Genomic DNA, 25,127 nt, shown 5'->3' with positions numbered 1-25,127 from the left:
GCAACAGGGTATGGCGGCAACGGTGTGGGATCTGTCGCTGCCCGCCCTCCTCTTCGCCCTCGGCATCGTGGTGGCCGGTGGCGTCGTACGCGGCTTCGGGGGTTTCGGTGGTGCGATGGTGTGGGTCGCCGGACTCGTCGTCCTGCTCCCGCCGACGTCCGTGATTCCCACCGTGTTCGTCCTCGAGGTCGTCGCCAGCGCCGCGATGCTGCCCCAGGTGTGGCGACAGGTGCACTGGAAGTCGTTGCGCTGGTTGTTCGCAGGCACCCTGATCGGAATGCCGGTCGGCATGTGGGCGCTCACGCAACTGTCCGGTGACCTGGTGCGCGTACTGCTCGGTGCCGCCATCATCGGATCCGCCGTCGCCATGGCCGCCGTCCCCGACCGGCAGTCGCTGCCGGGCCCCGGTGTCACCGCCGCGACGGGAATGGCGTCCGGACTCCTCAACGGCGGCTTCGCCCTCGGCGGCCCGCCCGCCGTCCTCATGTACTTCTCCGCGTCCACCCACGTGGCCGCCGGACGCGCCTCGCTCGTCGTGTTCTTCCTCGTCATCGACGCCTTCGGCGCGGCGGGATCGGCCGCCGGCGGCCTCCTCACGCTGCCCGTCCTCGCACAGATCGCCCTGTTCACACCGCTCTGCATGCTCGGCGCCGCCGCGGGGAAATGGATGTTCGACCGCACCACCGCCCACCAGGTCCGCCAGCGCGTGCTGTGGCTGCTCGGCTTCCTCGGCGCCGCCGTCCTCGTGCAGGTGGCGTTGCGGTAGAGCTGCTACTCCCCTGCGGTGTCGGAGGTCGTGTCGCCCGAATCGCGGTGGAACAGTCCGAGACTCAGCACCGAGCGCTGCAGGCCGTCGAGGGTTCGGGGATCCCAGCCGGTCAGCTGCTGCCAGCGGTCGAGTCGGTAGGTGATCGAGTTCGCGTGGAGGTGGATGTCCCGGCCGGCCGCGCTGATGGAGAAGCCGTTGCGGGCGAAGGCCGACACCGCCTCGACGAGGTGGGGGTGGTCGGCGGCGACGGTGGCCCCGGGTTCCAACAGCGTGGTGAGTTCGGCGCGATGATCTGCCAGCGTCGCGGCGACCCATTCGTCGGCGAATCGGACCACGGCGCCGGTGGGCGAGGCCAGTTGCAGGACCCGCCGCGCGTCGGTGATGCTCATCGCCGCTCCGGCCAGGCCGGGGCGGTCCAATCCGACACCGACGGTGGTGCCCGGGTGGCTGAGGCGGACCTCGCGGATGATGTCTTCGACCGGTGCGTGCTGGCTCAGGGCGACGATGACGGTGCCGTGCCCGCTGCATTGAGTGGTGCCCGGGATCGTGTCGAGGGTGCGTTGCAGCCGTTCGAGCTGCGCTTCCGACCATTCCTCCGCGGCGACGCACACCGCTCGAAACCCGTGTTGCGGTGTGAACCCGAGCGCCTCCGCCAGCTCGCGCACATCACGGTCGTCTCCGTCGGGGGACCTTGCGAGTGCCTCGAAGAACCGGTACCGCACGCCCGCGCGGATGGTCTGTTCGCTTCGGGTCGCGTCCGTGTGTCCGACGGCGACCGCGCTGGTGGCGGTGTGGACGAGATCCCACATCATGCCGCCTGCACGCAACAGGTCGGTTGTCGGTTCGGCCGCTCTGGCGACCATCGTGTTCCATAGTTCGCGGGACGCGATGTGGTACGTCTCGATGACGTCGGACAGTGGTAATCCCTGCATTGCCCGGCGCCGGCCGAGCTGACGTGAACGCTCGAGGACGTCGTCGGCGAGGGGTTCGCACTCCGCGAGGGCGCGCAACGTCGCCGCGAGCTGCCGGGCGATGTACTCGTGCTGTTCATCGATCGGAACGGCAGCGTACGACTGCAACTCGGCACGGATCTGACGCACCGATCGGTCGGTTACCGACTCGATCTCCTCCGAGACCTGCCGGCACAACCGCTGGATCGTGTCTTCACCCGCGGACTCGGGCACTTTCCCCTCGCATTCCACACTCCCGTGAAATTCACGAACCGCTTCGGCGTTTTCCGGGATTCGCCCATGGCCCGCGGGGAGTGACTCGGACCACACTAGTGCCAGAGTGCACGTCGCCAGGCACCGGACCACACCGCGACGCCGGTCGACGCAGTCAGAATAGGAGCCCAACAATCATGTCCAACGAGGCAAAAAGCGCCTTACTCGCGATAGGTGTCCCGTTCGCCGGGGTTCTGGGCGGCATCGTGGTCCTGTCCGGATCCACGGCCGCGGTCTTCGGAGTTCCGATCCTGTTCGCGTGGTTGTTCCTGTGGATGCCGCTCACCTCGCTGTGCCTCCATCTCGCCTGGAAGCTATTCGACCGCAAAGACTTCGAAGCTGCCGAACGTGCCGAATCCGCCGCTGCGGGCAGTGGGATCGGAGAACAGTCATGACCGCGGCGTTCTTCACGCTCGTGCTGATCCTCGCCCTCGGGGCGGGCGTGCTGTCGCGGCGCGGCAGCAAGAAGGAGATCTCCGACTACCTGGTGGGTGGCCGGTCGTTCGGTCCGCTGCTGGTCTTCATCCTGGGGGCGGGTGAGGCGTACAGCATCGGCACCCTGATCGGGTTCCCCGGCGGCGTGTACGCGCACGGCGCGAGCTACGGCGTCTGGTTCATCGGGTACATCCTGCTGGCCTACCCGATCGGGTACTTCTTCGCGCCCTACCTGTGGCGGGCGGGCAAGCGGTACGGCGCCATGACGTTGCCCGATGTGGCCGGACGCCACTTCCGGTCGCGGGGACTGGAATTGACGATCGCTATAGCGTCGGTCGTATTCCTCATCCCGTGGGGGCAGCTTCAGCTCGCCGGTCTGCAGATCGCGCTCACCGGGCTGGGGATCTCCATCGATCCCACCGTCGCGGTGTTCGCGGGAGCGGCACTCGCGCTGCTGTTCCTCATGCTGTCCGGGGTGCGCGCCCCCGCATTCGTGTCCTACGTCAAGGACACCGCCCTGCTGCTCGGCGCCGTCCTGATCGGACTGGCGGCAGTGATCGAGACCGGTGGCACCGAGAAGCTGTTCGCCGCGGCGGCAGCCAGTGGTGGCGGCTCGGCCTCGCACTCCACGGTCACCGGGTCGTCGCTGACGTTCGTCCTGACGACCATCGTGTTCCAATCGGTGGGGTTCTTCATCTTCCCGATCATCGTGCAGGCCGTGCTCGCGGCGAAGTCCGAGGCGACGATCAAGCGGGTCGCCAAGTTCAATCCCCTGTACATGCTCATGTACCCGTTCCTCGTCGCCGCCGCCTTCGGGGCGATCACGCTGCTGCCGACCAAGCTCGAGGGCACGGAATCCGACCAGGTGCTCCTGCAGTTGTCGCGACAACTGTTGCCCGAGTGGCTGACCGGCGTCGTCGCGGGCGGCGCGGCCCTCTGCGCGATCGTGGTGCTGTGCGGGGCGGCCCTCGGTATCGGTGCGATCGTGTCGCGCAACATCATTCCCGGGATCCCCGAATCCCGCCAACGGATCTGGGTACGCGGAGTCGTCGTGGCGTATCTGGCGATCTCGCTCCTGCTCACCCTCGCGACCCCTCAGCTCCTGCTGACCCTGGTCAACACCGCGTACTACGGCGTCACACAGGCCGCCGTGGTGTTCGCGACGATGGTCTTCGGCTGGAAACTGCGCCCCTCCGCCCTCGCGATGGGCGTGGTGCTCGGTGACGTCGTGGTGCTGTGGCTGTATCTCGACAAGCACGGCCCCGTGTCCGTGTGGCTCGCCGAGCACGGTGTCAACCTCGGCGCGGCCGCACTGGTCCTCAACATCCTGTTCGTGGTGGCGACGCGGTTGTTCTGGCCGGCCACCGACCCCGTCCGCGGCCTTCGCACCGAAGGTCGCACACCCGCCGCCGTGAAATCCACGGCCACTCCCAGCCAAGTAGGTGCCTGAATGTCCCGAACACTGCTCACCGCCGATGCGATCCACACCCAGGACCCGTCGTCGCCGACCGTCGAAGCGCTGGTCATAGCCGGCGACCGCGTGCTCGCGACCGGCACCAGGAAGGACATGGCCGACTGCGCCGGGATCGGCGCCCGCCGCGTCGACCTGCCCGGCGCCACGGTGATCCCGGGACTCATCGAGTCGCACATCCACCCCACGTACGCCGGTCTCACCGACGGTTGGGCGGACTGCCGGACGCCACCGTGCCGGTCGATCGCCGACATTCAGCAGGCGCTGCGTGCCTCGGCCGGCGGCAGCGGCTGGATCCGGGGGTGGGGTTACGACGACACCCAGATCGCCGAGGGACGGCACCCGACGCGGACGGATCTCGACGCGGTCAGCATCGACAGGCCGGTCATCGTGCTGCACATCTGCGGGCACTTCGCCGTCGCCAACACCGCCGCACTCGCGGCGGCGGGCATCGACGAGTCGACGGTGCCGATGGACGACCCGCTCTTCCCCCGCGGGGACGACGGCCGGCTGACCGGGATGGCGTGGGAAATCGATGCGGTGTCGAGGCTCACCGCGGCGGTTCCCGCGCTGACCGAGCAGGAGGTCAACGGTGCCTTGCTCCGCAGCCTGCTGTCGGCGCGGGCACGGGGAATCACCACGATCCACGATCTCGGGGTGGGTCTGTCGGCGGGCGAGCAGGAGCTGGCCGCCTACCGCTCACTGGACGTATCGGGTGAGCTACCGGTCCACGTCGTCGGGTTCCTCCGCGGCGACCTCGCGCTGCAGGCCGTCGACGACCGGGGAGTCACGTTCGAGCACGCACCCGCGGCCGGAGCGCACTTCCGGCTGGCCGGCGCGAAATTCTGGGCCGACGGATCGATCCAGGGACTGTCCGCCGCACTCCGCGCCCCGTACGCCTGCGACCCCGGTCATCACGGCGACCTGCTCTACCCGCAGGAGCAACTCGACGAGATGATCCTGCGGGTGCACCGCGCGGGTGGTCAGGTCGCCGTGCACGCCAACGGCGACGCCGCCGTCGGCGCCGCGATCACGTCGCTGCGGCGGGCGCAGGCCACCGACGGCCGGGTGGGACGGCACCGCATCGAACACTGCCAGGTGAGCGCACCGAGCGACCTGGCCGCGATCCGGGAAGCCGAACTCGGGGTGAGTTTCTTCGTCAACCACGTCTTCTACTGGGGCGATCGCCACCGCGACCGCTTCCTCGGCGCCGAGCGGGCCGCCGACATGGATCCCCTGGCCTGCGCCGACGAACTGGGTCTGCGATTCGGGCTGCATTCGGACTGTCCGATCACGCCGATGGACCCGCTGGCGACCATCCGCACCGCGGTCACCCGGATGACACAGGGCGGCACCGTGCTCGGCGGGAACCAGCGGATCGGAGTGGATCGCGCGATCCGGGCCATGACCGTCGACAGCGCGTACCTGGTCCACGACGAGACTCGCGTCGGCAGCCTGACCGCCGGCCGTCGCGCGGACCTGGTGGCGTTCGACGGCAGCCTCGGCGATCTCGGAGACGGCACCGTCGACATACCCCGTCCGGCAATGGTGATGATCGACGGAGAAGCGGCAGACATGCACCCAGCCCGGGTGTAAGTGATTCAGCTGCAATGGAACTGGAACCCGTCCTCGCCGATCAGGTGAGGGCGGGTTCCCGTTGCCGGCGGAAGCTCCGGGAGCTCCCGGAGGCACTGAGCGGCGACTGGGCGGCGGAAATGAAGTACGACGGGTGCCGCCTCTCGGCGGCGGTCAGGGGCCGGTCACCTACCTTCCGTTCGACGTTCTCTCTGCCGACGGTTCCGATTTGATGGCGGCGCCGTATCTGGAGCGCCGTGCAGCTCTCTCCGACCTCGGTCACGCGCTGCCCGGGGTCGGCGTGCCCGTGCAGATCTTGCCGCACTGGGAAGGAGCGGACGGTGCCGTCATTCTGGAGGCCGCCAGAAATTCCGGGATGGAGGGCGCGGTTTTCACACGGGTGGGGTCGCCCTATCCGCCGGGTCAGCGCACTCGGTCGTGGCGGAAGGTTCTCCTTCGCACGAGGAGCTCTTGCTTGATTGTTGGTTGGATCGCGGGCGGGGGTGCGCAGCGGAACATGGTCGGCTCCCTCGTCCTCGGAGCATGCGATGACCAGGGCGTTCTTCGCTACGTGGCAATGGCGGGACTGGGCTCACGATGGCGGTGCGCCGCCAGCTGAAGGAGAAGCAGGCCACGCTCGAACGCCGCACCAGCCCGCTCGGAACCGATGCCGCGGCAGCGGAGGCCACGGGATCGTGCGCTGGGTCGAACCGGCGATTGTGGTGGACGTCGTTATCTGCGCACACGCCTGTCTCACTGCCCTTGAGCTGAGCATCTCTAAAGCAGTGCGCTCTGATTGACTTGTTGAACACAACACGCTCATGGGGTGCGGGTGGCTGTCGTATAAACACTTATGCAGCACCTTGGTGAAATCGCAGGTAAGCCCGATTTTCGCTCTGCAGGGCGAGCTGGGCGGACGCCGACCTCTTCCGGATCCGGTAAGCCGAGAGACCCTGTCTCTGGACTAATTGCCGATTCTCGGGTCGTCACCCTTCAGTGCCACAGCGTGGCGGCGACGACTGCTTCGGTAGCGGGGGCGCCGGGAAGGCCGGGCTCGCTGCGGGAGAATCGCGGCGCGGGCCGGTGCTGGGTGACCCCGTCCAGTTCGATGAGGGAGCCGCGGGCTGCGATGTGCGGGTTCCGCGGTGCCTCGGCGAAGGTCAGCACCGGTGTGGCGCAGGCGTCGGTGCCGTCGAAGATCGCCGCCCACTCGTCGCGGGTCCTGGTGAGGAACACCTCGGCGAACAGTTTCTGCACCTGCGGCCAGCCGCTCCGGTCGTTCTGGGCCGGCAGGTCGGCCGGGTCCAGACCCAGGCCCTCCAGCAGCAGTGCGTAGAACTGCGGCTCCACCGCACCGACGGCCATGTACCGGCCGTCCGCGGTCTCGTAGGTGTCGTAGTACGGTGCACCGGTGTCGAGCATGTTCACCCCGCGCTCGTCCGACCACCGGCCCATGCCGCGGAAGCTCCACATCATGTGCGACAACGCCAGGGTGCCGTCGACCATGGCCGCGTCGACGACCTGACCCTTGCCTGATGTGTGCCGTTCGATCAGCGCAGCGAGGATGCCGAACACCAGGAACATCGAGCCGCCGCCGAAATCGCCGACCATGTTCAGCGGCGGCACCGGGCGCTCCCCCTTCCTGCCGATCGCGTGCAGCACACCGGTCAGCGAGATGTAGTTGATGTCGTGGCCGGCCGCCTGCGCGAGCGGACCTGCCTGTCCCCAGCCGGTCATCCGGCCGTAGACCAGGCGCGGATTGTGCGCCAGTGCGACGTCCGGTCCCAGGCCCAAGCGCTCGGTGACGCCGGGGCGGAAGCCTTCGATGAGCACGTCTGCCCGCTCGATGAGGCCGAGGACGAGCTCGATCCCGGCAGGATCTTTGAGGTTCGCTTCCACGACGCGGCGGCCGCGCTGGGTCTGGTCGCGGCGCTGCCCGACAGTCGGCAGCAGACCGGCCCGTTGTACGCGGACCACGTCCGCGCCGAGGTCGGCGAGCAACGTCGCAGCGTGCGGGCCGGGACCGATGCCCGCGAGTTCGACGATGCGAACACCGATGAGAGGTCCGTTTCCGGTGGTGGTCGCCATGAATGCTTCCTCTGCTTCTCTGGGGATGGAATCTGTTGTGGTGCGCTAAATGTTCAGCGAACGGTGGGGGTTGCGTGAGGGCAAGGGGTGGTCACGGAGTTCCTGCCCGGTCGTTTTCGGCAAACATCGCGCGGGGTGGATCTTCGGATCGGGAGGATCCGAAGATCCACGGCGCCGGTGCGAACTCGCTGCGCCCTGCGCTCTCGACCCGGGCGGGCGAGCGGTCGAGGGAGAAACCCGGCTTCTCTCTGGAGTCAGCGGGCGAGGCGTAGCGCGTCGCGTACCGGGTTGACCGTGAGAAGTGCGATGACGGCGCAGACGAGGTTGATGATGCCGAGGATTTGGAAGGCCGAGGCGTAGCCGGTTGCAGCGTCTGGTGCCGCATCGACGAGTCGTCCCATGAGGTAGGGGGCGAAGAGGCCGCCGAGGGACATGATGGCCAGGAAGATACCCAGTGCACCGGCAACCTGCCGTGGTGGACAGATTTCGGACAGTCCCGAGTTCAGCAGGGGGAAGGCGATGGCGCCGAGTCCATAGCCGAGGGAAACCAGGACGACGGCGATGACCGGGGTGTGGATGTAGGGCAGCGTGACCAGTGCCAGCCCGCACAGGAGGATCCCGATGCTCGGCACGATTCCCCGGATGACGCGTGAGCTGGCGCCTCGGACGAGGAGTCGGTCGCCGATGGACGTGGTCAGCAGCAGGATCACGAACACGGCAATGCTGGGAATGCCGAACATGGCGCCGGCCTGGACCCGCGTGTACCCCAGTCCGACTTCGAAGTATGAGGGCAGCCAGGTGAGGATGACGGTGGAGACGGCATACATGGAGAAGACTGCCGCAGCGCCGCCCAGGAATGTCGGTGTCCGGAAAATTGTGACCCACGGGACGCGCGTGGTGGTGGTGTCCGGGGTGGCGGCGTCGTTCGCGGGATCGTCGGCCGCGGAAGAGCGTCCCCCGTAGGGGCCTTCTCTCCAGAGAAGCAGCCAGGCACCACACCAGATGACGCCGACGGCAGCAAGGGTGAGGACCGCTGCGCGCCAGCCCCAGTTGGTTGCGACCACTGCGAGCGCGGGAGCGAACAGGACCTTCGCCAGTGAACCCGACACACTGATACATGCCGAGGGGAACGACCGCTTCTCGGTGGGGTGCCACGAGTACACGCCGGTGTGGACGAGGGCGCTTGACGGTCCTTCGGTCAAGCCGAGGAACATTCGGCTGATCAGCACCATCGCGAAGCCGGCCACCACGACGAGCGGAACCATCGACACGGCCCAACCGACGGACAGCAGTACCAGGGCCCAGCGCAGTGACATCCACTTGTTGAGCAGGCCGGCGAACAATCCGCCGATGGTGAAGGTGAGGAAGAAAGCGCTGCCGATCAGACCGATCTGGGCGGAAGTGAGCCCGAATTCCTTGGCGACCGGTTGTGCGATGATCCCGAACACGGCCTTGTCGGCCCAGTTGATCATGTACAGAAACATCAATAACCCGGTGAAACCCCAGGCCTTGCCGCGGGACTCATCTCCCGGCCGCAGGACGGCGGGTCTAACGCGGATTCCCGCAAGGTCGTCATGGGCGATCAGGCTGGCGTTGGCTGGGATCGGGTAGTGCCCGATTGGCTTTGTCTCTCTGCGGCTTCGGCTTCTGAGGTAATTACTTCCAGCGCCGGCTGGGGTAGGTTTCGCTGCCTGTCGCAGCTTGTATCCGTATCACGTTGTGCAACCGACGGCAGCGAGAGCCGCAGTGCATCCGAACAAATCACAACTCTGTAAGTAGTTTCCGCTTCGCTGGGCGGGTCGCCTTGACCCGCCCCGACCAGACTGTTCTAGTACAAGGGTGGAACAGGCAGCGGAATCGACCCCAGCTGGGGCCGCTCGGCCCGGTGGTGAGTTCTTCGCTGCCCCGACCGAGGTGAACCACCGCCGTTACGAGGCGCTGCGCGCCTACCTGTTCGAAGGTGCCTCGGCCGCACAGGCTGCCGCCCGGTTCGGCTACACGCCGGCCGCCCTGACCTCGTTGGCCCGTGACTTCCGGGCCGGACGCACCGACTTCTTCGCGGCCACCAAGCCGGGCCCCAAGTCGGCGCCGACCAAGGACGCGGCGCGGGGACGGATCATCGAGCTGCGACAGGCGGGCCGGTCCGCGCACGAGATTGCGGCGGTGCTGGCCGAGGAGGGCACGCCGCTGAACCGGACCGGGGTGGCCGAGGTGCTCGCGGAGGAGGGCTTCCCCAGACTGTGGCCCCGGCCGCACGCCGAGCGGGGTCTGTCACGACGTGAGCCCCCGACCCGGACGAAGGTCGTCGACTTCACCGACCTGCCCGAAAGCTCGGAGACGAAGCTGGCCGGGCTGCTGCTGGCGATCCCGGATCTGGTCGCCCTGGACCTGCCCGGCCTGGTCGGCGCCGCCGGCTACCCGGGCACCCGGGTGATCCCGGCCCTGAACTCGGTGTTGGCGCTGCTCGCGCTCAAGCTCACCGCGACCCGCCGGGTCTCCCACGTCGAGGACATCGCCGCCGACCCGGGCGCCGCGCTGTTCGCCGGACTGACCAGCCTGCCCAAGGCAACCGCGCTGACCAGCTACTCCTACCGGCTCTCCCACGACAAGCAACGCGCGTTCCTGGCCGCGCTGGACCAGGCCACCCTGGCCGCCGGACTTGCCGACGGCGAAGCGTTGAACCTGGACTTCCACGCGGTGATGCACTGGGGTGACGACGCGGTGCTGGAGAAGCACTACGTGCCCCGACGCTCCCAACGCACCCGCTCGGTGCTGACCTTCTTCGTCGAGGACGCAGCCACCCACAACCTGCTCTACGCCAACGCCGATCTGGCCAAGGCCACCCAGAACACCGAGATCCTCGCCTTCGCCGACCACTGGAAGCAGGTGACCGGGACCGACCCGAAACGGTTGATCTTCGACTCCAAGGTCACCACCCAAACCCAACTCGGCGAGCTCACCGACCGCGGCATCGGGTTCATCACCCTGCGCGCCCGCAACCCCACACTCACCGCACACCTGCACGCACTGCCGCCCAGCGCATGGACCGCACTGACCGTGGCCCGGGCCGGCGGCAAGACCCGCAAAGTCAAGGTCCACGAGAACCCCGCAGCGACACTCTCGGCCTACCCCGGCACCGTCCGTCAACTTGCCATCGCCGGCCTCGGCCACGACGAACCCACCATCCTGATCACCAACGACACTGACACCCCCATCAAGAACATCATCGAGGCCTACGCCCGCCGGATGAACATCGAACAACGCCTCGCCGAAGCCATCCGCTCCTTCGGCCTCGACGCCCTGGCAGGCGCCGTCCCCCTCAACGTCGACCACGACGTCGTCCTCACCGTGCTCGCCCACACCGTCTGCAACGCACTGCGACGTCGGCTACCCGGCTACGCCACCGCCACACCCGACACCCTGCAACGACGGTTCCTATCCACCGGCGGACAGATCCTCAACCGCGGCAACGAGATCACCGTCCGACTCGACCGGCGCACCTACTCACCCGTCCTCCGCCAAGCCAACCTCCCCGACACCGAGGTCCCCTGGTGGGATGGACGAACCCTGCACTACGAGTTCACCTGAACTGGGGTCGAACTTCCTGCGCGAGAATCCGCGCTAACGGTGTTGGTGGCCATTGTCGTTGATCCTTTCGGGCTGCCGCGACGGTGTGCGACGGCGGAGAAGGCACGGCCAGCGTTCATCATATGATCCCGCTGATACAAACGTTCACGTCTCCTCGGGTGAGGATCGACGGATCTGTGCGCGCAGTTCGACGATAGTCGCTAACTCTGAGGAGAATTGGGGCGATATCGGTCCGCGCTTCCGTGCAAATCGAGGCTATCTGTGAACTGAATCATAGTCAATGGTCGTTAAATTGTTGAGATTGCCCGGGCTGAAAACGCGGCAGTCCCCGGGTGGGAAGCGGGGAATCGCTTCGCACAGCCGGGGACTGCCTCGGGTGGGGGTGGGTACGTTGGCGCGTGTGTCGGTCAGCCCTTCTGCGCGCCGACCACGGACACGAACGACACGCATTCTCCGGGGCCGCCGCCAAGGTTGTGGGTGAGGCCGTATCGCTTGCCCTTCAACGGGATTTGGCGGTTGTCGGGAGCTTCACCGCGTAGTTGGAGCCAGCATTCGAACAACATGCGCAGACCGGAGGCGCCGATCGGGTGCCCGAAGCTCTTGAGGCCGCCGTCCGGGTTCACCGGCAGGTCGCCGCGGAGGGTGAACCGGTCGGCCATCGTGTCCGTGCACGCCTGCCCGCGTGGTGAGAAGCCGAGGTCCTCCATCAGGACGAGTTCGGTGGGGGTGAAACAGTCGTGGACCTCGGCCATCATCAACTCGTCGCCGGGTGAGGTGATGCCTGCCTGTGCGTACGCGTCCCGTGCCGAGCGGACCACCTCTTCGAAGGTGGTGTAGTCGTATTCGGGGTCGATGGGTCCGCTTCCCGGCCCTGCGGCGAAGGCGAGAGCTTTCACGTACAGCGGTTTGTCGGTGTATTTGTGGGCGTCCTCGGCGCGCACGATGATGGCGGCCGCGGCGCCGTCGCTGACGCCGGAGCAGTCGAAGATACCGAGGTCTCCGGCGACGCGGGCGGAGGCGGCGATGGTGGCTTCGGGGACTTCCGCCTGGAACTGAGCTCGTTCGTTGCGTGCCCCGTTGTAGTGGTTCTTCCACGCGACGTGGGTCATTGCCGCCTTGAACTCGTCCTGGGGCACTCCGTACTTCTCGCAGTAGGCCGGGGCGAGCATGGAGAACCGGGCCGGTGCGGTCAAGGTGGTGCCGGTGCCGTCCGAGGGTGGGTTGGCGCGGGTGAGCCCGGAGTACCCGGAATCCTTGAGCTTTTCCACGCCCACCGCCATCACGACGTCGTAGGCGCCCGACGCGACGGCGTAGCACGCATTGCGGAAGGCCTCGGAGCCGGTGGCGCAGAAGTTCTCGACCCGGGTGACCGGCTTGTAGTCGATCTTGAGCGCCGCCGAGAGGGTCATCCCGGAGAACCCGGAGTTCATCGTGCCCAGCCAGTAGGCGTCAATCGCGGCCTTGTCGATGTTGGCGGACTTGAACGCGTCGGTCGCGGCATCGACGACGAGGTCGGCGGTCGACGATTCCCAGCGTTCCCCGAACCTGGTGCACCCCATGCCGACAATGGCAACCTGATCCTTGATTCCGTGCGAGCTCATGATCGGTGTCCTTCGGCTGTCGGGGCGTCGGCGCTGGGCCGGGCCTTCCAGAAGTAGTTGTGGATGCCTTCGGCGGTGGAGAGCCGGCGGAACGTCATCTCCACCCGCTGCCCGATCTGCAGGGTGTCGGGATCGATGTCGGTGAGCTCGCAGGAGAACCGCCCACCGCCGTCGAAGTCGATGACCGCGCCAACGACCGGCGGGGCGGGAGAGAACGCCAGGTGATCGATCGTGTACGTCGCCACGGTGGCGTGAACGTGTGCGAGCGGCGCGGGGACCATCCGGTCGGTGGCCCCGCAGCGCAGGCACACTCGCTGGGGAGGCAGGTGCTCGGTGTCGCAGTCGAGGCACCGACTTCCGACGAATCCGTACTTCCAGTCGACCATCCGGTATGAGGCGGGCGCTGCGGCCCGGTCGGGGTCCGGCCGGCGCGGCGTCTGCTTTGCGACCAGGCCCCGCCACGACAGGAAGTCGACGTAGGACAGGGTGTCGCGCCCGGCCGCGATCTGGTCTTCCACTGTGGTTGCCGGGCGTGCGGTGGCGATCGCCTCGGTGGTGCGGAAGAAGAGGGTGTCCGCGCCGTCGGCGAGCACGGTGAGGGCCAGGATCTGACCGGGCGATGCGGTGTCGAGCATCGCCGCCAGCGCCACACCGGCGTGCGCGGCCCCGCAATGTCCGATGCGTCCGACGAGATCGTCGGCGACGGCGCCGCGTGGCACCCCGCTGGTCGCGAGGAAGCTGCGGGCCGCGCGGGGCGAGAGTCCGGTGACCGAGTATTTGTCCACCTCCCCGATGGACAGCCCGGTGTCCTTGAGCGCGTTGGTCAGTGACCGTGTCGCGGCTTCGGTGTAGGCGCCTTCGCCGAAGCGTTCCTCCCACGTCTGAGACCAGGGGTCGCCAGGAGTGCGCCAGCGGTCGAGAAATTCCGTGGACGCGGACCCGGCGCCGAGGAACTCGGCGATCAGCGGTGCGGACTCGGTGGCCGGACCCACGACGAACGCCGCCGCAGCGTCGCCGCCGGTGGCCTCGTCGCTGCTTCCGCTCGGGCCGGTCCGGGTGTCGGCCAGCGCGACCAGGGTTCGGCCGGGCCGTTCGAGGCCGGTGATCAACGCGCAGGTCCCGGACCGGACGGCGCCGCCGATATCGGCGGCGCGGGCGTCGGGACTGAGCCCCACCGCGGCGTGAACGGCTGTTGCGTTGGTCTTGTCGATGTACGCCGGCGCCGTGGTCGCGAACAGGACGGCGCCGACGTCGTTCCCGGCCCCGGCCAGGGCGCGGCGTGATGCCTCCACCGCCATGGTGGTGGTGTCCTCGTCGTAGCCGGCGACCGTGCGTGCACCTTTGCCCACGCGCTTGCCCACGGCCTGCTGAATGGTCGCGTGCGTCAGTCGCCAGTACGGAAGGTGCACTCCGTATGCAGCGATGCCACTGAGTGTGCTCATTGTGCCTCCGAGTAGATGATCCCCACCCGAAAAGTACATACCCGTTAACGCTCGGTCAATGGCTGTTTAGTCTCTGACCATAAAATACCAGTTAGATGCATTTATTCTTCCGGTTACCGCAGGTTCAACCCGGTCACATCGATGGCTAACATCGTTAATTCTTCGGCGAGGTTGGGGCGCTGCGCGAGGCCGTCGTTGATGATCACTTCGTTGATCAGGGAGTACGCGCATCCGGCGCGGACCTTGGCTTCGGCGGCACTCAAGTCAGGGACCGCGAGCTCGATGACGTGGGCGAGTTCGTCGACGTACATCCGCTGACTCCGGCGCCGAAGCGCCCGCACATTCTCGGGGAGCGAGTGCATCTCGGTGGTGTAGATGGCGATGAGGTCGCGGCTCTCGATGGCGAGGGTGGCATAGCGGGCAACGATGTCCACCACCGCCTCGGACGCGGAGCCCGCGTGTCGCAGCGCGGTGGCGATGGCGCCGGCGATCTGCTCGCCGGCCCGGTTGAAGGCCGCGGCGAGAAGTTGTTCCTTGTTGTCGAAGTTCCGACTCACCGCGGAGGCGGTGACGCCGACCTGATCGCCGATGTCGCGCAGGGACACCCCGCCAAACCCCCGTTCCCGGAACAATTGAGTCGAGACGGTGAGGATGGCTTCACGGCGGGAGGCGTGCCGCAGCGGTCCGGGCGCGGTCGCGTCGGAATCGGTCGGGGTGGCCACGGATGCGGACGCCGGGAGCGTCGTACTCAGCAGAGACCGGACCATGCCGGCGGCAAGGCGTTCGCGGGGCAGCTTCGCGGACTGTGTCGACAGTGCCACCCGGATCAGCACCCCGGCGGACGCCCGCAGGCGCAGCCCCAGGGACGCGCCGAGATCCTCGGGATCGAGCAGAGAGCTCCACGGCGCCACGATCGACTCCTGACGCCGGGTCAGTTCGTCCCGGCTCGCAGGATCGAGATTGCCCATCTGGCGCAGATACACCACGTGCGCATCGGGATCGGCCAGGCAGGTGAGCACCGACGCGCGTAACACCCGCTCCTGCAACGGCATATCCGCGTCGGCCGACTCGCGGGCGCTCTCCATCTCGGTCAGATGCCTGCCGATGACCGCGGCGAGGATCGCCTGCTTGCTGGAAAAGTACCGGTAGACGGCCGGGCCGCTGAGCTCGAGCGCGGCGCCGATGTCGTCGATGCCCACCCCGACGAACCCGCGCTGCCGGAACAGCACCGCCGCGGCCTCGACAATCTGGGCCGAGCGGTCCTCGGTGCGCTGGGTAGGTGTGCTCAGTGATTGGTTCACGACGAGTGACGTCCTTTCGATCGTGTCGGGTCAGCCTATCGGAGCATCCCGCCCCTCCCGCGGCGCGTAAGCCCGCGTGAGCGGAGTCGGACCCTCCTCGCCAACTCAAGAAAATTAACGAGTGTTGACTATGTGTCACAGCACACGTTACCTTCGGTGGAGCGGTGAGGGTGCTCGGTCGACACACGTTTGCACCAGGTGACATGCACATGGTTCGCCGATCTGCGGGGATTCCGCCCTCCCTCTTCACAACATCCGGACGTAAGGAATGAACGAATGGCTACTTTCAAGGGGCGGACTGCCGTCATCACCGGTGCGGGCCGCGGCCTCGGCCGGGAGCACGCGTTGCTCCTCGCCGACCTGGGCGCCAACATCGTGGTCAACGACAACGGGTCCAGCGCCGACGGAAGCGGCGACGACGCCACCCCCGCCCAGCAGGTGGTCGACGAGATCACCGCACGCGGTGGCAACGCCGTCGCGCACATCGGGAGCGTGTCGGATTGGAAGACCGCCCAGGAGATGATCGATCTCGCGGTCGACACCTTCGGTGGGCTCGACATCCTGGTCAACAACGCCGGCATTCTCCGTGACCGCACTCTGGTCAATATGACTGAGGGCGAGTGGGACTCGGTGATCGATGTGCACCTCAAGGGGCACTTCTGCCCGCTCCACCACGCCGCCAACTACTGGCGCGAGCAGTCGAAGGCAGGAAAGGCGGTGTCGGCGGCGGTCGTCAACACCTCATCCGGGTCCGGGTTGCGCGGCAACCCCGGTCAGGTCAACTACGCCAGCGCCAAGGCGGGTATCTCGATCATGTCGGTGGTAGCCGCCCGCGAACTCGAACGGTACGGGGTGCGGGTGAATGCCATCGCCCCGGTCGCCCGCACACGCCTGACGATGGCGGCGCCCGGACTCAAGGACCGCCTGGGCGCAACGGACGGGTTCGACAAGTGGGCACCGGAGAACATCTCCCCGCTGGTGGCGTGGTTGGCGTCCGATGAGTGCGCGGTGTCCGGTCAGGTGTTCACCGTGATGGGCGGTCACATCGGCTGGCAGCGCGGGTGGGAAGAGCAGCAGTCCTTCGACCGCGACAGCCGCTGGACGGTCGACGAGATCGCCGACGCCCTGGCCGTCATTCCCGCGGGTCCGCCGGCGTTCACGATGTCCGCATAGAAAGGCGCCGTCATGATCGATCCCACCGATCTCATCGGTCGGCAGCTGCCGAGCTTCACGGCCATCGCCGAGCGTGGCCAGCTACGATTCTTCGCCGACGTTCTCGGCGAGACCGACCCGGTGTACACGGATCTGGCCCACGCCCGCGAAGCCGGATACCCGGATCTGCTGATCCCCCCGACGTTCCTGTTCAGCCTCGAGCTCACCCGACCCAACCCGCACGGTGTCCTCGGTGAACTCGGCGTCGACATGCGCCAGGTGCTCCACGGCGAACAGTCGTTCCGCTACCACTCGCTCGCATTCGCCGGCGAGGAGTTGGTGCTGACACCGTCCTACAGCGACTACTACGAGAAAAAGGGCGGTGCGCTGCGCTTTCTCGTCCGCCGCACCGCCATCACCCGGGAGGGTGAACCCGTCGCCGAACTCGAAAACGTCCTCGTCATCCGAGAACTGGAGCTGACGACATGACCACCATGTTGCAGGAACTCACTGTCGGCGCCGAACTGCCACCGCTGGCACTTCCGCCGATCAGCAGGACCACCCTCGCTCTGTTCGCCGGCGCATCGAACGACCACAACCCCATTCACATCGACTCCGACGTCGCCCACAGCGCCGGACTCGACGACGTTTTCGCCCACGGCATGCTGTCGATGGCGTACCTGGCCCGATTCGTCACCTCCACGGCGCGGCAGTGGGACCTGCGCAGTTACCGCGTCCGCTTCGCGGCAATCACCCCCTTACACGGCCGGCCCACCTGCACCGGCCGCGTCGCCGCCATCGAGGAACGAGGCGGCGAGCGGCAAGCGGACCTCGACCTGACCGTCACCCTCGCCGACGGAACGGTCACCCTGCGCGGCACCGCCACGGTGGCGCTTCACAACGATCAAGGAGATCTTCCATGACCAGACGCACATCCCCCTGGATGACCGGGGACATCGACGCCCTACACGAGATGGCCACCTCATTCTTCGATCGGGAGGTGACGGCGAACTCCGAACGGTGGGAGCAGCAACACCACGTCGACCGCGAGTTCTGGAAGAAGGCAGCCGAACTCGGTCTGCTGTGCGCGGCCATTCCCGAGGAGTACGGCGGCGGCGGGGGGTCGTTCCTGCACCACGCGGCAATCGCGGACGCCTACTCGCACACCGGCGACCGGGCCTGGGGAAACTCGGTGCACAGCGGCATCGTGGCGCACTACCTGCTCGACTACGGAACCGAGGACCAGAAACGTCGCTGGCTGCCGCACATGGCATCGGGAGACATGGTCACGGCGATTGCGATGACCGAACCCTCCGCCGGCAGCGACCTCAAAGCGATCCGCACCCGCGCCGTGCGCGAGGGTGACGAGTACGTCATCACCGGCTCGAAAACGTTCATCACCAACGGTTCCACCGCCGATCTCGTCGTGGTCGCCGCGAAGACGAATCCGGAGGCCGGTGCGCGGGGTATCTCCCTCATCATCGTCGAGACCGCCGACTGCCCCGGGTTTTCCGTCGGCCGGGTTCTCGACAAGATCGGCCAGCACGGTGCCGACACCTCCGAGCTGTCCTTCGATGGTGTCCGGGTTCCGGCAACCAACCTCCTGGGCGAGGAGGGCACAGGCTTCGCCATGATGATGAGCCAACTCCGGCAGGAGCGACTGATCATCGGAATCAGCGCGGTGGCCGCCACCGAACGCGCACTGGACCTGACCGTCGAATACGTCAAGCAGCGGGAGGCCTTCGGTGCGCCGTTGATGGCGTTGCAGAACACCCGTTTCCAGCTCGCCGAATGCGCAACGCTCACCAAGGTGGCGCGGGTGTTCCTCGACGACTGCATCGCTCAGCACATGGCCGGCAAGCTCGATGCTTCCGCGGCGGCGATGTGCAAATGGTGGCTGACCGAGGTGCAGTGCCAGGTCATCGACAAATGCCTGCAACTGTTCGGCGGCTACGGATACATGCGCGAGTACGGCATCGCCCGGCTCTACGCGGATGCCCGCGCCCAGAAGATCTACGGCGGCGCCAACGAAATCCAGAAAGAACTCATCGCGCGCTCGTTGTAGCACGCCCGATGGAAAGAGACGACGTGTATCTCACCCAGGGACTTCACCGCAGCGTGAGCCAGTGTCCGGACAAGATTGCCCTCGTCAACGGGGACAGACAGTTCACACACACCGAACTGATCGACCGGATCGGCCGGCTTGCAGCGGCGCTGGCCGGACTCGGCGCCGCCGAAGGCGACCGCATCGGCATCCTGGCCACCAACTCGGCCGAGTACGTCGAGTACGCACTCGCCTGCCCGTGGGGCGGATTCGTGCTCGCGCCGATCAACAACCGGTGGAGCCTGACCGAGATGGCGTACCAGGTCGACGACGCCGAGATCACGGTGCTGATCACGGATCCTGCTTCCCTCGCGCAGGCCCGCGAGCTCCGGGACAAATGTTCTACCCTCGCGTCCATCGTGTGTTACGGAGCCGCGCAGCTCCCGGACGACTGCCTGGACTACGAGGACCTGATCACCGCGAGCACCCCGATGGCCGACCGGCGACTCTCCGGTGATGCACTGGCGGCGATCCTGTACACCGGGGGAACCACCGGGGTACCGAAGGGGGTGATGCTCGGTCCCGGGCAGATCATGGTCTCGGGTATGGGATCACTGCTCTCCGCGGGACTTCCCAACCGGCCCGAACGGTTCCTGCACGTCTCACCGCTTTACCACATGGCCGCGCTGGCCGGCATCTACCAGCAGGTAATGCTCGGATCGACCCAGTATGTGCTCGGGGAATTCGACGTGCACCGGCTGGCCGAGACGATCGAGCGTGAGCGAATCACCGCAACAACCCTGGTGCCGACGATGATCCAGCGATTGCTCACGTTGATCGAAACGACCGGCGCGGATCTGTCCAGCCTGATCCACCTGGGTTACGGAGCCTCGCCGATCTCCGAAACCGTGCTGCGGCAGGGATTGCGGCTCCTCCCGCACTTGCAGATGTGCCAACGCTACGGGATGACCGAACTCGGCCCGGTCGCCACACTCCTGACCCCGGCCGATCATCGGGACGTCACCCACCCGCAACGGCTGCGGTCGGCGGGACGGGCGGCAATGCACACCGAGGTACGGGTGGTGGGGGAGAACGGCGAGGAAATGCCGGTCGGCCAGGTCGGCGAAGTCGTCGTTCGCGGCGGCAACATCATGCTGGGCTACTGGAAGAAGCCGGCCGAAACCGCGCACGCGCTGCGCGGCGGCTGGATGCACACCGGAGACATGGGCTACTTCGACGACGACGGCTACCTGTACGTCGTCGACCGGCTCAAGGACATGATCGTCACCGGCGGCGAGAACGTGTACAGCGCCGAAGTCGAAAGCGTTCTCTCCCTGCACGAGTCGGTCGCCAGCTGCGCCGTGATCGGGGTCCCCGACCCCGACTGGGGCGAACGCGTCCACGCGGTCGTCGTCCTGACCCCGGGACACGAGAGCGACGCATCGACATTGCGCGAATTTTGCGCGCAATACATCGCTCGGTACAAGGCGCCGCGCACCGTCGAGTTCGTTCCCGCGCTCCCGCTGTCACCGGTCGGCAAAATTCTCAAACGGACACTGCGCGAGCAGCACAACACATCGATGGGACAACCCTCATGACGCATCGGCCGTCGCAGCCGCGGACAGATTCACCGCGGTATCTCACCGAGGATCGCCTGGCGATCCGGGACCTGGCTCGCGAGTTCGCGATGACGCAGGTGCTGCCGGTCGCGAACGAGTTGGATCCGGTGCAGGGCACGATCCCGGACACGTTGAAGAAGGCGATGGCCGAGGTCGGGTTCTTCGGGATCATGATCCCGGAGGAGCACGGCGGTCTGGGCCTCGGTGTGTTCGAGTACTGCCTGGTGGCGGAGGAGTTGTCGCGGGCGTGGATGAGCGTGTCCGGGTTGCTGGCCCGCGGCAACGGGATGGGCGGCGGCTTCACCGCGGAGCAGGAGGCGGCGCTGCTGCCGAAGGTGGCCCGCGGTGAGTACCTCGGCGCGTACGCCCTGTCCGAGGCCGAGGCCGGCTCCGACGTCGCGAACATCTCCTGCCGCGCGACCCGCGACGGCGACGACTGGGTGATCAGTGGCACGAAGATGTGGTGCACGTACGCCGACGAGGCCGATTATCTGGTGTTGTTCGCGCGCACCGATCCGACCAAGGATCCGGCGAAGCCGCACCGCGGGATCAGCGCGTTCCTGATCGACAAGCAGCGCGGAGGCTTCCCCGAAGGGATCAGCGGGACGAAGATCCGCAAGATCGGGTATTTCGGGTGGAGCACGTGGGAGTTGTCGTTCGACGGCTTCCGGGTGCCGGCGTCCGCGATGCTCGGCGAGGAGGGCAAGGGTTTCTACCTGGCGGTCTCCGGTCTCGAGGTCGGGCGGGCGCACACCGCGGCCCGGGCGATCGGACTGGCCCGGGCGGCGTTGGAGGACTCGATCGCGTACCTGCACACCCGCCGTCAGTTCGGGCACGAGTTGGCCGATTTCCAGCATCTGCGGTTCAAGGTCGCGACGATGGCCGCCGACATCGAGGCGGCGCGGCAGTTGATGTATGCGGTGGCCACCGATATCGACACCGGCCGTCGGTGCTCGTTGGAGGCGTCGATGTGCAAGCTGGTGGCTACGGAGATGGCCGAGCGGGTGACCAGTGAGGCCGTGCAGATTCACGGCGGTGCCGGGTATACCACCGACTTCCAGGTGGAGCGGCACTGGCGCGATGCCCGGTTGACGAAGATCTTCGAGGGCACCAGCGAGATCCAGATGCGGATCATCTCCGACGAACTGCTGGGCAGGACCTCGTCCTGAATGACGCGCTCGATCATGGAAGGGCAAGAACGTGGCAGATGGAAGTGTCCGGGTTCGTCAACCATCGAAGAATTCGGCCCACCACGGGGAGCCGTTCTTCACTCGGACAGGTTCCGGTTTCGAACCGTTGACGAGCGCAGTGAGCGGTTGGTCCGCCGACATGGTTGTCGGGCCAGCGATACTAGGTCTGCTCGCCCGAGCCGCCGAGGAGAGAAACCCAGATGAGGGTTTCTTCGCTACACGGTTGACCGCAGACCTGTTCCGGCCGGTGCGGATGGCGCGAATCGATACGAACTCCCACGTTGTGCGCTGGGGACACCGGATTCGTGTCGTGGATTCGGCTCTCCTGCAAGACGGCGTCGTGGTGGCACGTGCATCAGTCGTCTTCTACCGGAAGGCGAATAACGCTGAGGGTCAGCGATGGGCCAGTCCCGACACACCGAAACCTCCGCCAGCAGAGACACACCCCGGGGAACGCATGATCGGAATCTCAGAGCCATCGCACGGGTGGATGCCCTGGTCCCGGACGGCCACTGCCCTGTACACCGGAACCCGCAAGCGGATATGGGCCCGGAACTGGGCGGCCGTTGAAGACGAAATGACGACACCGTTCGTGCGCGCGGCGATGGTGTCCGACCTGACCAACTTGGTGACCAATCTAGGCACCGCCGGCATCGGCTACATCAACGGAGACGTCACACTGACGCTGGCCAGGATGCCCGAAGGCCCAGACCTCGGCCTGGAAGCCGACAGCCATCTCGACTCGAACGGCATCGCGGTAGGCTCGGCAACCCTGTTCGACCGGCACGGTCGCCTAGGAACCTGTCTCGTCACTGCAATCGAGCGCGCCGGTCACAGCATCCCGGCTGTAGCACATCCACGGTAATCAACGCTGACTTGGTAACGTCCCCGGTAGACCTGTCCGGTGGAAAGTTGTCATATCGGAGCGCCAGCCGGAGTTGTATCGGATGGATTGTCGCGACGTATCTGAGGAAGCTCGGATAGGAGCCCTCGAGTGGCGAGTGTCTGACGTAGGGCCTCGTTGTCCAGGGTGAGGGCTTGGACATGCTGGGCGAGCTTATGAGCCCGTAGGCGAAGTTCGATGACTTCCTCCCGTTCGTGGCGGCTGCGGGCGGCGAGTTCGGCCTCGAGTGCGCGGATGCGGGTTGTAGGAGGAATGACCACATACCGGTTAATAAATTGTTCAGGGATAGGAATGGCCTAGGACTGTGGATTTCTTTAGTCCTAGGCCATATCAGACTCAGTATTCAGTTGCTACATAAAGAAGGTCTGCCAGACATTCATGAACCAGTTGGCGGCAAAGCCGATCATTCCTGAATGATCCCACTGATCCCACACGTTGCCACTCATGATTGCTCCTTAGAACTCATTGAACCAGTCCACGAAGTTGTGCCACACTTCCATGCCCGGTGCCAACCACATTATGTAGGGCAGGTCAAACAAGTTGCCGATCATAGTGGATTCCATAGTGCTGCGAATCCGTTCCACAGTGCGCTGAACCATCCCCATACGGGAGGCTGTAGCCAGAGGTCTGGCAAGTTGCCGATCATGATCCACCGCCAAAGAACGGCATAATCATCGTTCCTATCCAGGCGAACACGTTGTACGGGAAAATGTCCCAGGGTGAGTTAGGCATTGCAGACTCCTTACAGTCGGCCTTACCAGGGATAGCCGGTGAGAGGGTTGTAGCCGTTCCTGATCAGCCAGGCAAAGCCCCACGCGCCTGTGTACAGCGGGTACGCCCATGCTGGCAGCCAGTCCAACTGAGGTGGGTACAGGTCACCGTTCTTCATACGTGCTCCTTCGGCCTCCCGACCTGATACGTGTATCGAGCTAGGTTGACTGTCGTTACCTGAGCGCTGAACAACGTGGACTCGTCTCAGCCTGAGCTTTGGCCTGCTTGTACGTCAGATCAGGTATCGAATAGAACAGGTGAGTAGCTCTACTGGACAGCCCAGGAAAATACGCCTTCAGCGCCGCGGTGAAGTTTCTCGTCCCGGCGCAGTCCTGATCGTCTCTGTCGGAGGGACGATCTACTCTGGCAACCGCGACGAGCAACAGGTCGCCACTGCCCAGACCGGTGATCTGATCACGGTCCTGATCTGCGGTGTTCCGCGGATTGGCAGGTGCGTGGCGGCCTGTTTCTCTTTGCGATCTGGGGTGAATCCGCCATCACTCGGCCTGCGCCTACAGGCCCACTCGATTGGGGTAGCTGTACCGATCCGCCTCCGGCGGTCGATACACAGCGCAGGAGGGGTGCGCTTCCATTCAACTGAGCCCGTTTCCGACCAAGGAGTTCGTCATGTTAGACCTGGGGTTTTCTACGCTTTCCCTGAGATCACCGCCGCCATCATGGCACTAGGGAACGCAGTGCGGTGGTGGCAGTCGCTTCCATTCAACTAACCCCGGAGGTGATGAGGTGATTCCGATCCCCCCGTACGGGTTGGGCGGCAGCTGGATGGTGTGGACGCCCTGGCTGGTGCCCATAGTTCTTTGGTGGAACTCCTGGCACTGACCCTGTACCTATCGCGCGCCGCCGGCGACGCGCTGTCCTGAGCCTTCTACCTGCGTAGCTCCCAGGTCACGGGCACAATCGGGGATATGCGGCTGATTGCGCCCATGCTGGCCACGGCCGGCACGCTTCCGGACGACACGGCGGAACGGCCATGGAGTTTCGAGATGAAGTACGACGGGTGCCGGATGCTGGCCTCGGTGGGCGGCGGCCGCGAGCCGGTGCTGTGGACCCGCGCCATGAACGTGGTGACACCCTCATATCCCGAGATCACCGAGGCATTGACAGCGGCGTTCGGCGGCCGCGGCCGCATCGTTCTCGACGGCGAACTGGTAGCTCTCGATAAGGGCGAGCCATCCTTCGGGCTGAACGCCGAATGGGGGTCGCCCATGCGACGAAGCCGTTGCAGCGGCGAATCCCTGTGACATTTTTACCCTTTGACGTCCTCGCGCTCGAAGGAGACGATCTCACGAAGGCGTCGTATCTGGAGCGGCGGGCGGAGCTGGCCGAGCTGGATTCGGTCATCCAGGACGTCGGTGGCCTGCCCATCACTGTCCCTCCGTACTGGGAAAATCAGAGCAGCAAAATCATGCTGAATGCCGCGAAAAGTGCTGGCATGGAGGGGATTTTGGCCAAAAGGTCGACTTCGATCTACCTTCCGGGCCAGCGGAGCCGGTCCTGGGTCAAGCATGCAATCCGTACTCGCAGTTCGGTTTTGGTGATCGGCTTCGTCGGCTCGAGTCGATCGGTCGCGGCGCTGATCCTCGGAGCGTACGACGCGGAAGGACGGTTAGTCCAGGTAGGTTCTGTCTCCAGCGGACTCACGGTCTCGATGCGCCGACAGCTCCGGGAGGACTTCCGGCCGCTGGAACGCCCTAGCAGCCCTCTCACGGACCCGTCAGCGGCCGCGGAGACCTTCTCTGGGGTTCAAGTGGCTGAGTCCTCGGCTGGTCGTGGACGTGGTTATCTGCGCACGCCACTGTCTCGCTGTCCTTCGACCAGCGCATCCATCCCGAAGGAGCGCACCCAAGCATCGTGCGGACCGATTGGCTTGACGCACTAGGGATGCCACACCGCATTCGTTAGGTGTTGGTAATTGCTGAGAAATTCTAGGGAG

At 66.1% G+C, this 25,127-nt stretch carries 21 protein-coding genes; 15 read left to right on the top strand and 6 right to left on the bottom strand.

The window, feature by feature from the left end:
• Window positions 1-10: 10 nt before the first annotated feature.
• Window positions 11-766, top strand: coding sequence for a sulfite exporter TauE/SafE family protein (locus tag JWS14_RS18955; protein ID WP_095865370.1), 756 nt, complete (start codon window positions 11-13; stop codon window positions 764-766).
• Window positions 767-771: 5 nt separating this feature from the next.
• Here JWS14_RS18955 and JWS14_RS18950 read toward each other — a convergent pair whose 3' ends face one another.
• Window positions 772-1,953: a PucR family transcriptional regulator gene (locus JWS14_RS18950; protein WP_206014083.1), complete on the bottom strand. Its 1,182-nt coding sequence runs from the start codon at window positions 1,951-1,953 to the stop codon at window positions 772-774.
• Between the two features lie 176 nt (window positions 1,954-2,129).
• Between JWS14_RS18950 and JWS14_RS18945 the strand changes: the two genes are divergently transcribed.
• The 4 genes from JWS14_RS18945 (at window position 2,130) to JWS14_RS52225 (ending at window position 6,092) form a co-directional block, all read left to right on the top strand.
• Window positions 2,130-2,387 (top strand): DUF3311 domain-containing protein, encoded by a 258-nt coding sequence (locus JWS14_RS18945; RefSeq protein WP_072942478.1) that lies wholly within the window; start codon window positions 2,130-2,132, stop codon window positions 2,385-2,387.
• Entirely contained in the window at window positions 2,384-3,877 is a 1,494-nt protein-coding gene (locus tag JWS14_RS18940; protein ID WP_206014082.1) for a sodium:solute symporter family protein, read from the top strand. The genes JWS14_RS18945 and JWS14_RS18940 overlap by 4 nt, the downstream gene beginning before the upstream one ends.
• Entirely contained in the window at window positions 3,878-5,494 is a 1,617-nt protein-coding gene (locus JWS14_RS18935) for an amidohydrolase (RefSeq protein ID WP_206014081.1), read from the top strand.
• A 211-nt stretch (window positions 5,495-5,705) separates the two neighbouring features.
• Window positions 5,706-6,092 (top strand): hypothetical protein, encoded by a 387-nt coding sequence (locus JWS14_RS52225; protein WP_257890969.1) that lies wholly within the window; start codon window positions 5,706-5,708, stop codon window positions 6,090-6,092.
• Between the two features lie 374 nt (window positions 6,093-6,466).
• Here JWS14_RS52225 and JWS14_RS18925 read toward each other — a convergent pair whose 3' ends face one another.
• Both JWS14_RS18925 and JWS14_RS18920 read right to left on the bottom strand, forming a co-directional pair.
• Window positions 6,467-7,561 (bottom strand): CaiB/BaiF CoA transferase family protein, encoded by a 1,095-nt coding sequence (locus JWS14_RS18925; protein ID WP_206014080.1) that lies wholly within the window; start codon window positions 7,559-7,561, stop codon window positions 6,467-6,469.
• Between the two features lie 254 nt (window positions 7,562-7,815).
• Window positions 7,816-9,045: an MFS transporter gene (locus JWS14_RS18920; protein WP_241031408.1), complete on the bottom strand. Its 1,230-nt coding sequence runs from the start codon at window positions 9,043-9,045 to the stop codon at window positions 7,816-7,818.
• A 355-nt stretch (window positions 9,046-9,400) separates the two neighbouring features.
• Between JWS14_RS18920 and JWS14_RS18915 the strand changes: the two genes are divergently transcribed.
• Window positions 9,401-11,149 carry a hypothetical protein gene (locus tag JWS14_RS18915; RefSeq protein WP_206014079.1) on the top strand — a complete coding sequence of 583 codons (1,749 nt, stop codon included), beginning with the start codon at window positions 9,401-9,403 and terminating at the stop codon, window positions 11,147-11,149.
• A 407-nt stretch (window positions 11,150-11,556) separates the two neighbouring features.
• On the opposite strand, the gene JWS14_RS18910 is transcribed toward JWS14_RS18915, so the two are convergent.
• The 3 genes from JWS14_RS18910 to JWS14_RS18900 all read right to left on the bottom strand — a co-directional run bounded on the left by JWS14_RS18910 (window position 11,557) and on the right by JWS14_RS18900 (window position 15,493).
• A complete protein-coding gene (locus tag JWS14_RS18910; RefSeq protein ID WP_206014078.1) occupies window positions 11,557-12,750 on the bottom strand; it encodes an acetyl-CoA acetyltransferase in 1,194 nt (397 codons plus the stop codon).
• The gene (locus tag JWS14_RS18905) at window positions 12,747-14,192 is read right to left on the bottom strand and encodes an OB-fold domain-containing protein (protein ID WP_206014077.1); all 1,446 of its coding nucleotides are present in this window, start codon (window positions 14,190-14,192) and stop codon (window positions 12,747-12,749) included. The genes JWS14_RS18910 and JWS14_RS18905 overlap by 4 nt, the downstream gene beginning before the upstream one ends.
• Before the next feature lie 113 nt (window positions 14,193-14,305).
• Window positions 14,306-15,493 carry a TetR/AcrR family transcriptional regulator gene (locus JWS14_RS18900; protein ID WP_206014076.1) on the bottom strand — a complete coding sequence of 396 codons (1,188 nt, stop codon included), beginning with the start codon at window positions 15,491-15,493 and terminating at the stop codon, window positions 14,306-14,308.
• Window positions 15,494-15,769: 276 nt separating this feature from the next.
• Here JWS14_RS18900 and JWS14_RS18895 point away from each other — a divergent pair, with 276 nt between their 5' ends.
• The 9 genes from JWS14_RS18895 (at window position 15,770) to JWS14_RS50130 (ending at window position 25,073) form a co-directional block, all read left to right on the top strand.
• Window positions 15,770-16,666 (top strand): SDR family oxidoreductase, encoded by an 897-nt coding sequence (locus JWS14_RS18895; RefSeq protein ID WP_206014075.1) that lies wholly within the window; start codon window positions 15,770-15,772, stop codon window positions 16,664-16,666.
• Between the two features lie 12 nt (window positions 16,667-16,678).
• Window positions 16,679-17,134, top strand: a complete 456-nt coding sequence (locus JWS14_RS18890) for a MaoC family dehydratase N-terminal domain-containing protein (RefSeq protein WP_206014074.1) — start codon at window positions 16,679-16,681, stop codon at window positions 17,132-17,134.
• Window positions 17,131-17,568, top strand: coding sequence for a MaoC/PaaZ C-terminal domain-containing protein (locus JWS14_RS18885; RefSeq protein WP_206014073.1), 438 nt, complete (start codon window positions 17,131-17,133; stop codon window positions 17,566-17,568). Before JWS14_RS18890 ends, JWS14_RS18885 begins: the two co-directional genes overlap by 4 nt.
• A complete protein-coding gene (locus tag JWS14_RS18880) occupies window positions 17,565-18,710 on the top strand; it encodes an acyl-CoA dehydrogenase family protein (RefSeq protein ID WP_206014072.1) in 1,146 nt (381 codons plus the stop codon). The genes JWS14_RS18885 and JWS14_RS18880 overlap by 4 nt, the downstream gene beginning before the upstream one ends.
• Window positions 18,711-18,733: 23 nt before the next feature.
• The gene (locus tag JWS14_RS18875; RefSeq protein WP_206014071.1) at window positions 18,734-20,287 is read left to right on the top strand and encodes a long-chain-fatty-acid--CoA ligase; all 1,554 of its coding nucleotides are present in this window, start codon (window positions 18,734-18,736) and stop codon (window positions 20,285-20,287) included.
• Complete coding sequence (locus JWS14_RS18870) at window positions 20,284-21,477, top strand: acyl-CoA dehydrogenase family protein (RefSeq protein ID WP_206014070.1); 1,194 nt, start codon at window positions 20,284-20,286, stop codon at window positions 21,475-21,477. The genes JWS14_RS18875 and JWS14_RS18870 overlap by 4 nt, the downstream gene beginning before the upstream one ends.
• A 31-nt stretch (window positions 21,478-21,508) precedes the next feature.
• Window positions 21,509-22,363 carry an acyl-CoA thioesterase domain-containing protein gene (locus JWS14_RS18865; RefSeq protein ID WP_338051179.1) on the top strand — a complete coding sequence of 285 codons (855 nt, stop codon included), beginning with the start codon at window positions 21,509-21,511 and terminating at the stop codon, window positions 22,361-22,363.
• Window positions 22,364-24,099: 1,736 nt separating this feature from the next.
• Entirely contained in the window at window positions 24,100-24,435 is a 336-nt protein-coding gene (locus tag JWS14_RS51460) for an ATP-dependent DNA ligase (protein ID WP_338051178.1), read from the top strand.
• Window positions 24,432-25,073 (top strand): ATP-dependent DNA ligase, encoded by a 642-nt coding sequence (locus tag JWS14_RS50130; protein WP_338051177.1) that lies wholly within the window; start codon window positions 24,432-24,434, stop codon window positions 25,071-25,073. Before JWS14_RS51460 ends, JWS14_RS50130 begins: the two co-directional genes overlap by 4 nt.
• Window positions 25,074-25,127 lie beyond the last annotated feature (54 nt).

It is taken from the genome of Rhodococcus koreensis, assembly GCF_017068375.1.
Classification (GTDB): Bacteria; Actinomycetota; Actinomycetes; order Mycobacteriales; family Mycobacteriaceae; genus Rhodococcus_F; species Rhodococcus_F koreensis.
This window is presented reverse-complemented; position numbering and strand designations above follow the sequence as displayed.

Bases quoted from the DNA above. Each gene is read 5' to 3' on its own strand.
- JWS14_RS18890 (WP_206014074.1), top strand. From the start codon at position 16,679: ATGATCGATCCCACCGATCTCATCGGTCGGCAGCTGCCGAGCTTCACG.
- JWS14_RS18905 (WP_206014077.1), bottom strand. From the start codon at position 14,192: ATGAGCACACTCAGTGGCATCGCTGCATACGGAGTGCACCTTCCGTAC.
- JWS14_RS18955 (WP_095865370.1), top strand. From the start codon at position 11: ATGGCGGCAACGGTGTGGGATCTGTCGCTGCCCGCCCTCCTCTTCGCC.
- JWS14_RS18880 (WP_206014072.1), top strand. From the start codon at position 17,565: ATGACCAGACGCACATCCCCCTGGATGACCGGGGACATCGACGCCCTA.
- JWS14_RS18945 (WP_072942478.1), top strand. From the start codon at position 2,130: ATGTCCAACGAGGCAAAAAGCGCCTTACTCGCGATAGGTGTCCCGTTC.
- JWS14_RS52225 (WP_257890969.1), top strand. From the start codon at position 5,706: ATGGCGGCGCCGTATCTGGAGCGCCGTGCAGCTCTCTCCGACCTCGGT.
- JWS14_RS18885 (WP_206014073.1), top strand. From the start codon at position 17,131: ATGACCACCATGTTGCAGGAACTCACTGTCGGCGCCGAACTGCCACCG.
- JWS14_RS18935 (WP_206014081.1), top strand. From the start codon at position 3,878: ATGTCCCGAACACTGCTCACCGCCGATGCGATCCACACCCAGGACCCG.
- JWS14_RS18920 (WP_241031408.1), bottom strand. From the start codon at position 9,045: ATGTTTCTGTACATGATCAACTGGGCCGACAAGGCCGTGTTCGGGATC.
- JWS14_RS18925 (WP_206014080.1), bottom strand. From the start codon at position 7,561: ATGGCGACCACCACCGGAAACGGACCTCTCATCGGTGTTCGCATCGTC.
- JWS14_RS18910 (WP_206014078.1), bottom strand. From the start codon at position 12,750: ATGAGCTCGCACGGAATCAAGGATCAGGTTGCCATTGTCGGCATGGGG.
- JWS14_RS51460 (WP_338051178.1), top strand. From the start codon at position 24,100: ATGCGGCTGATTGCGCCCATGCTGGCCACGGCCGGCACGCTTCCGGAC.
- JWS14_RS18870 (WP_206014070.1), top strand. From the start codon at position 20,284: ATGACGCATCGGCCGTCGCAGCCGCGGACAGATTCACCGCGGTATCTC.
- JWS14_RS18895 (WP_206014075.1), top strand. From the start codon at position 15,770: ATGGCTACTTTCAAGGGGCGGACTGCCGTCATCACCGGTGCGGGCCGC.
- JWS14_RS18940 (WP_206014082.1), top strand. From the start codon at position 2,384: ATGACCGCGGCGTTCTTCACGCTCGTGCTGATCCTCGCCCTCGGGGCG.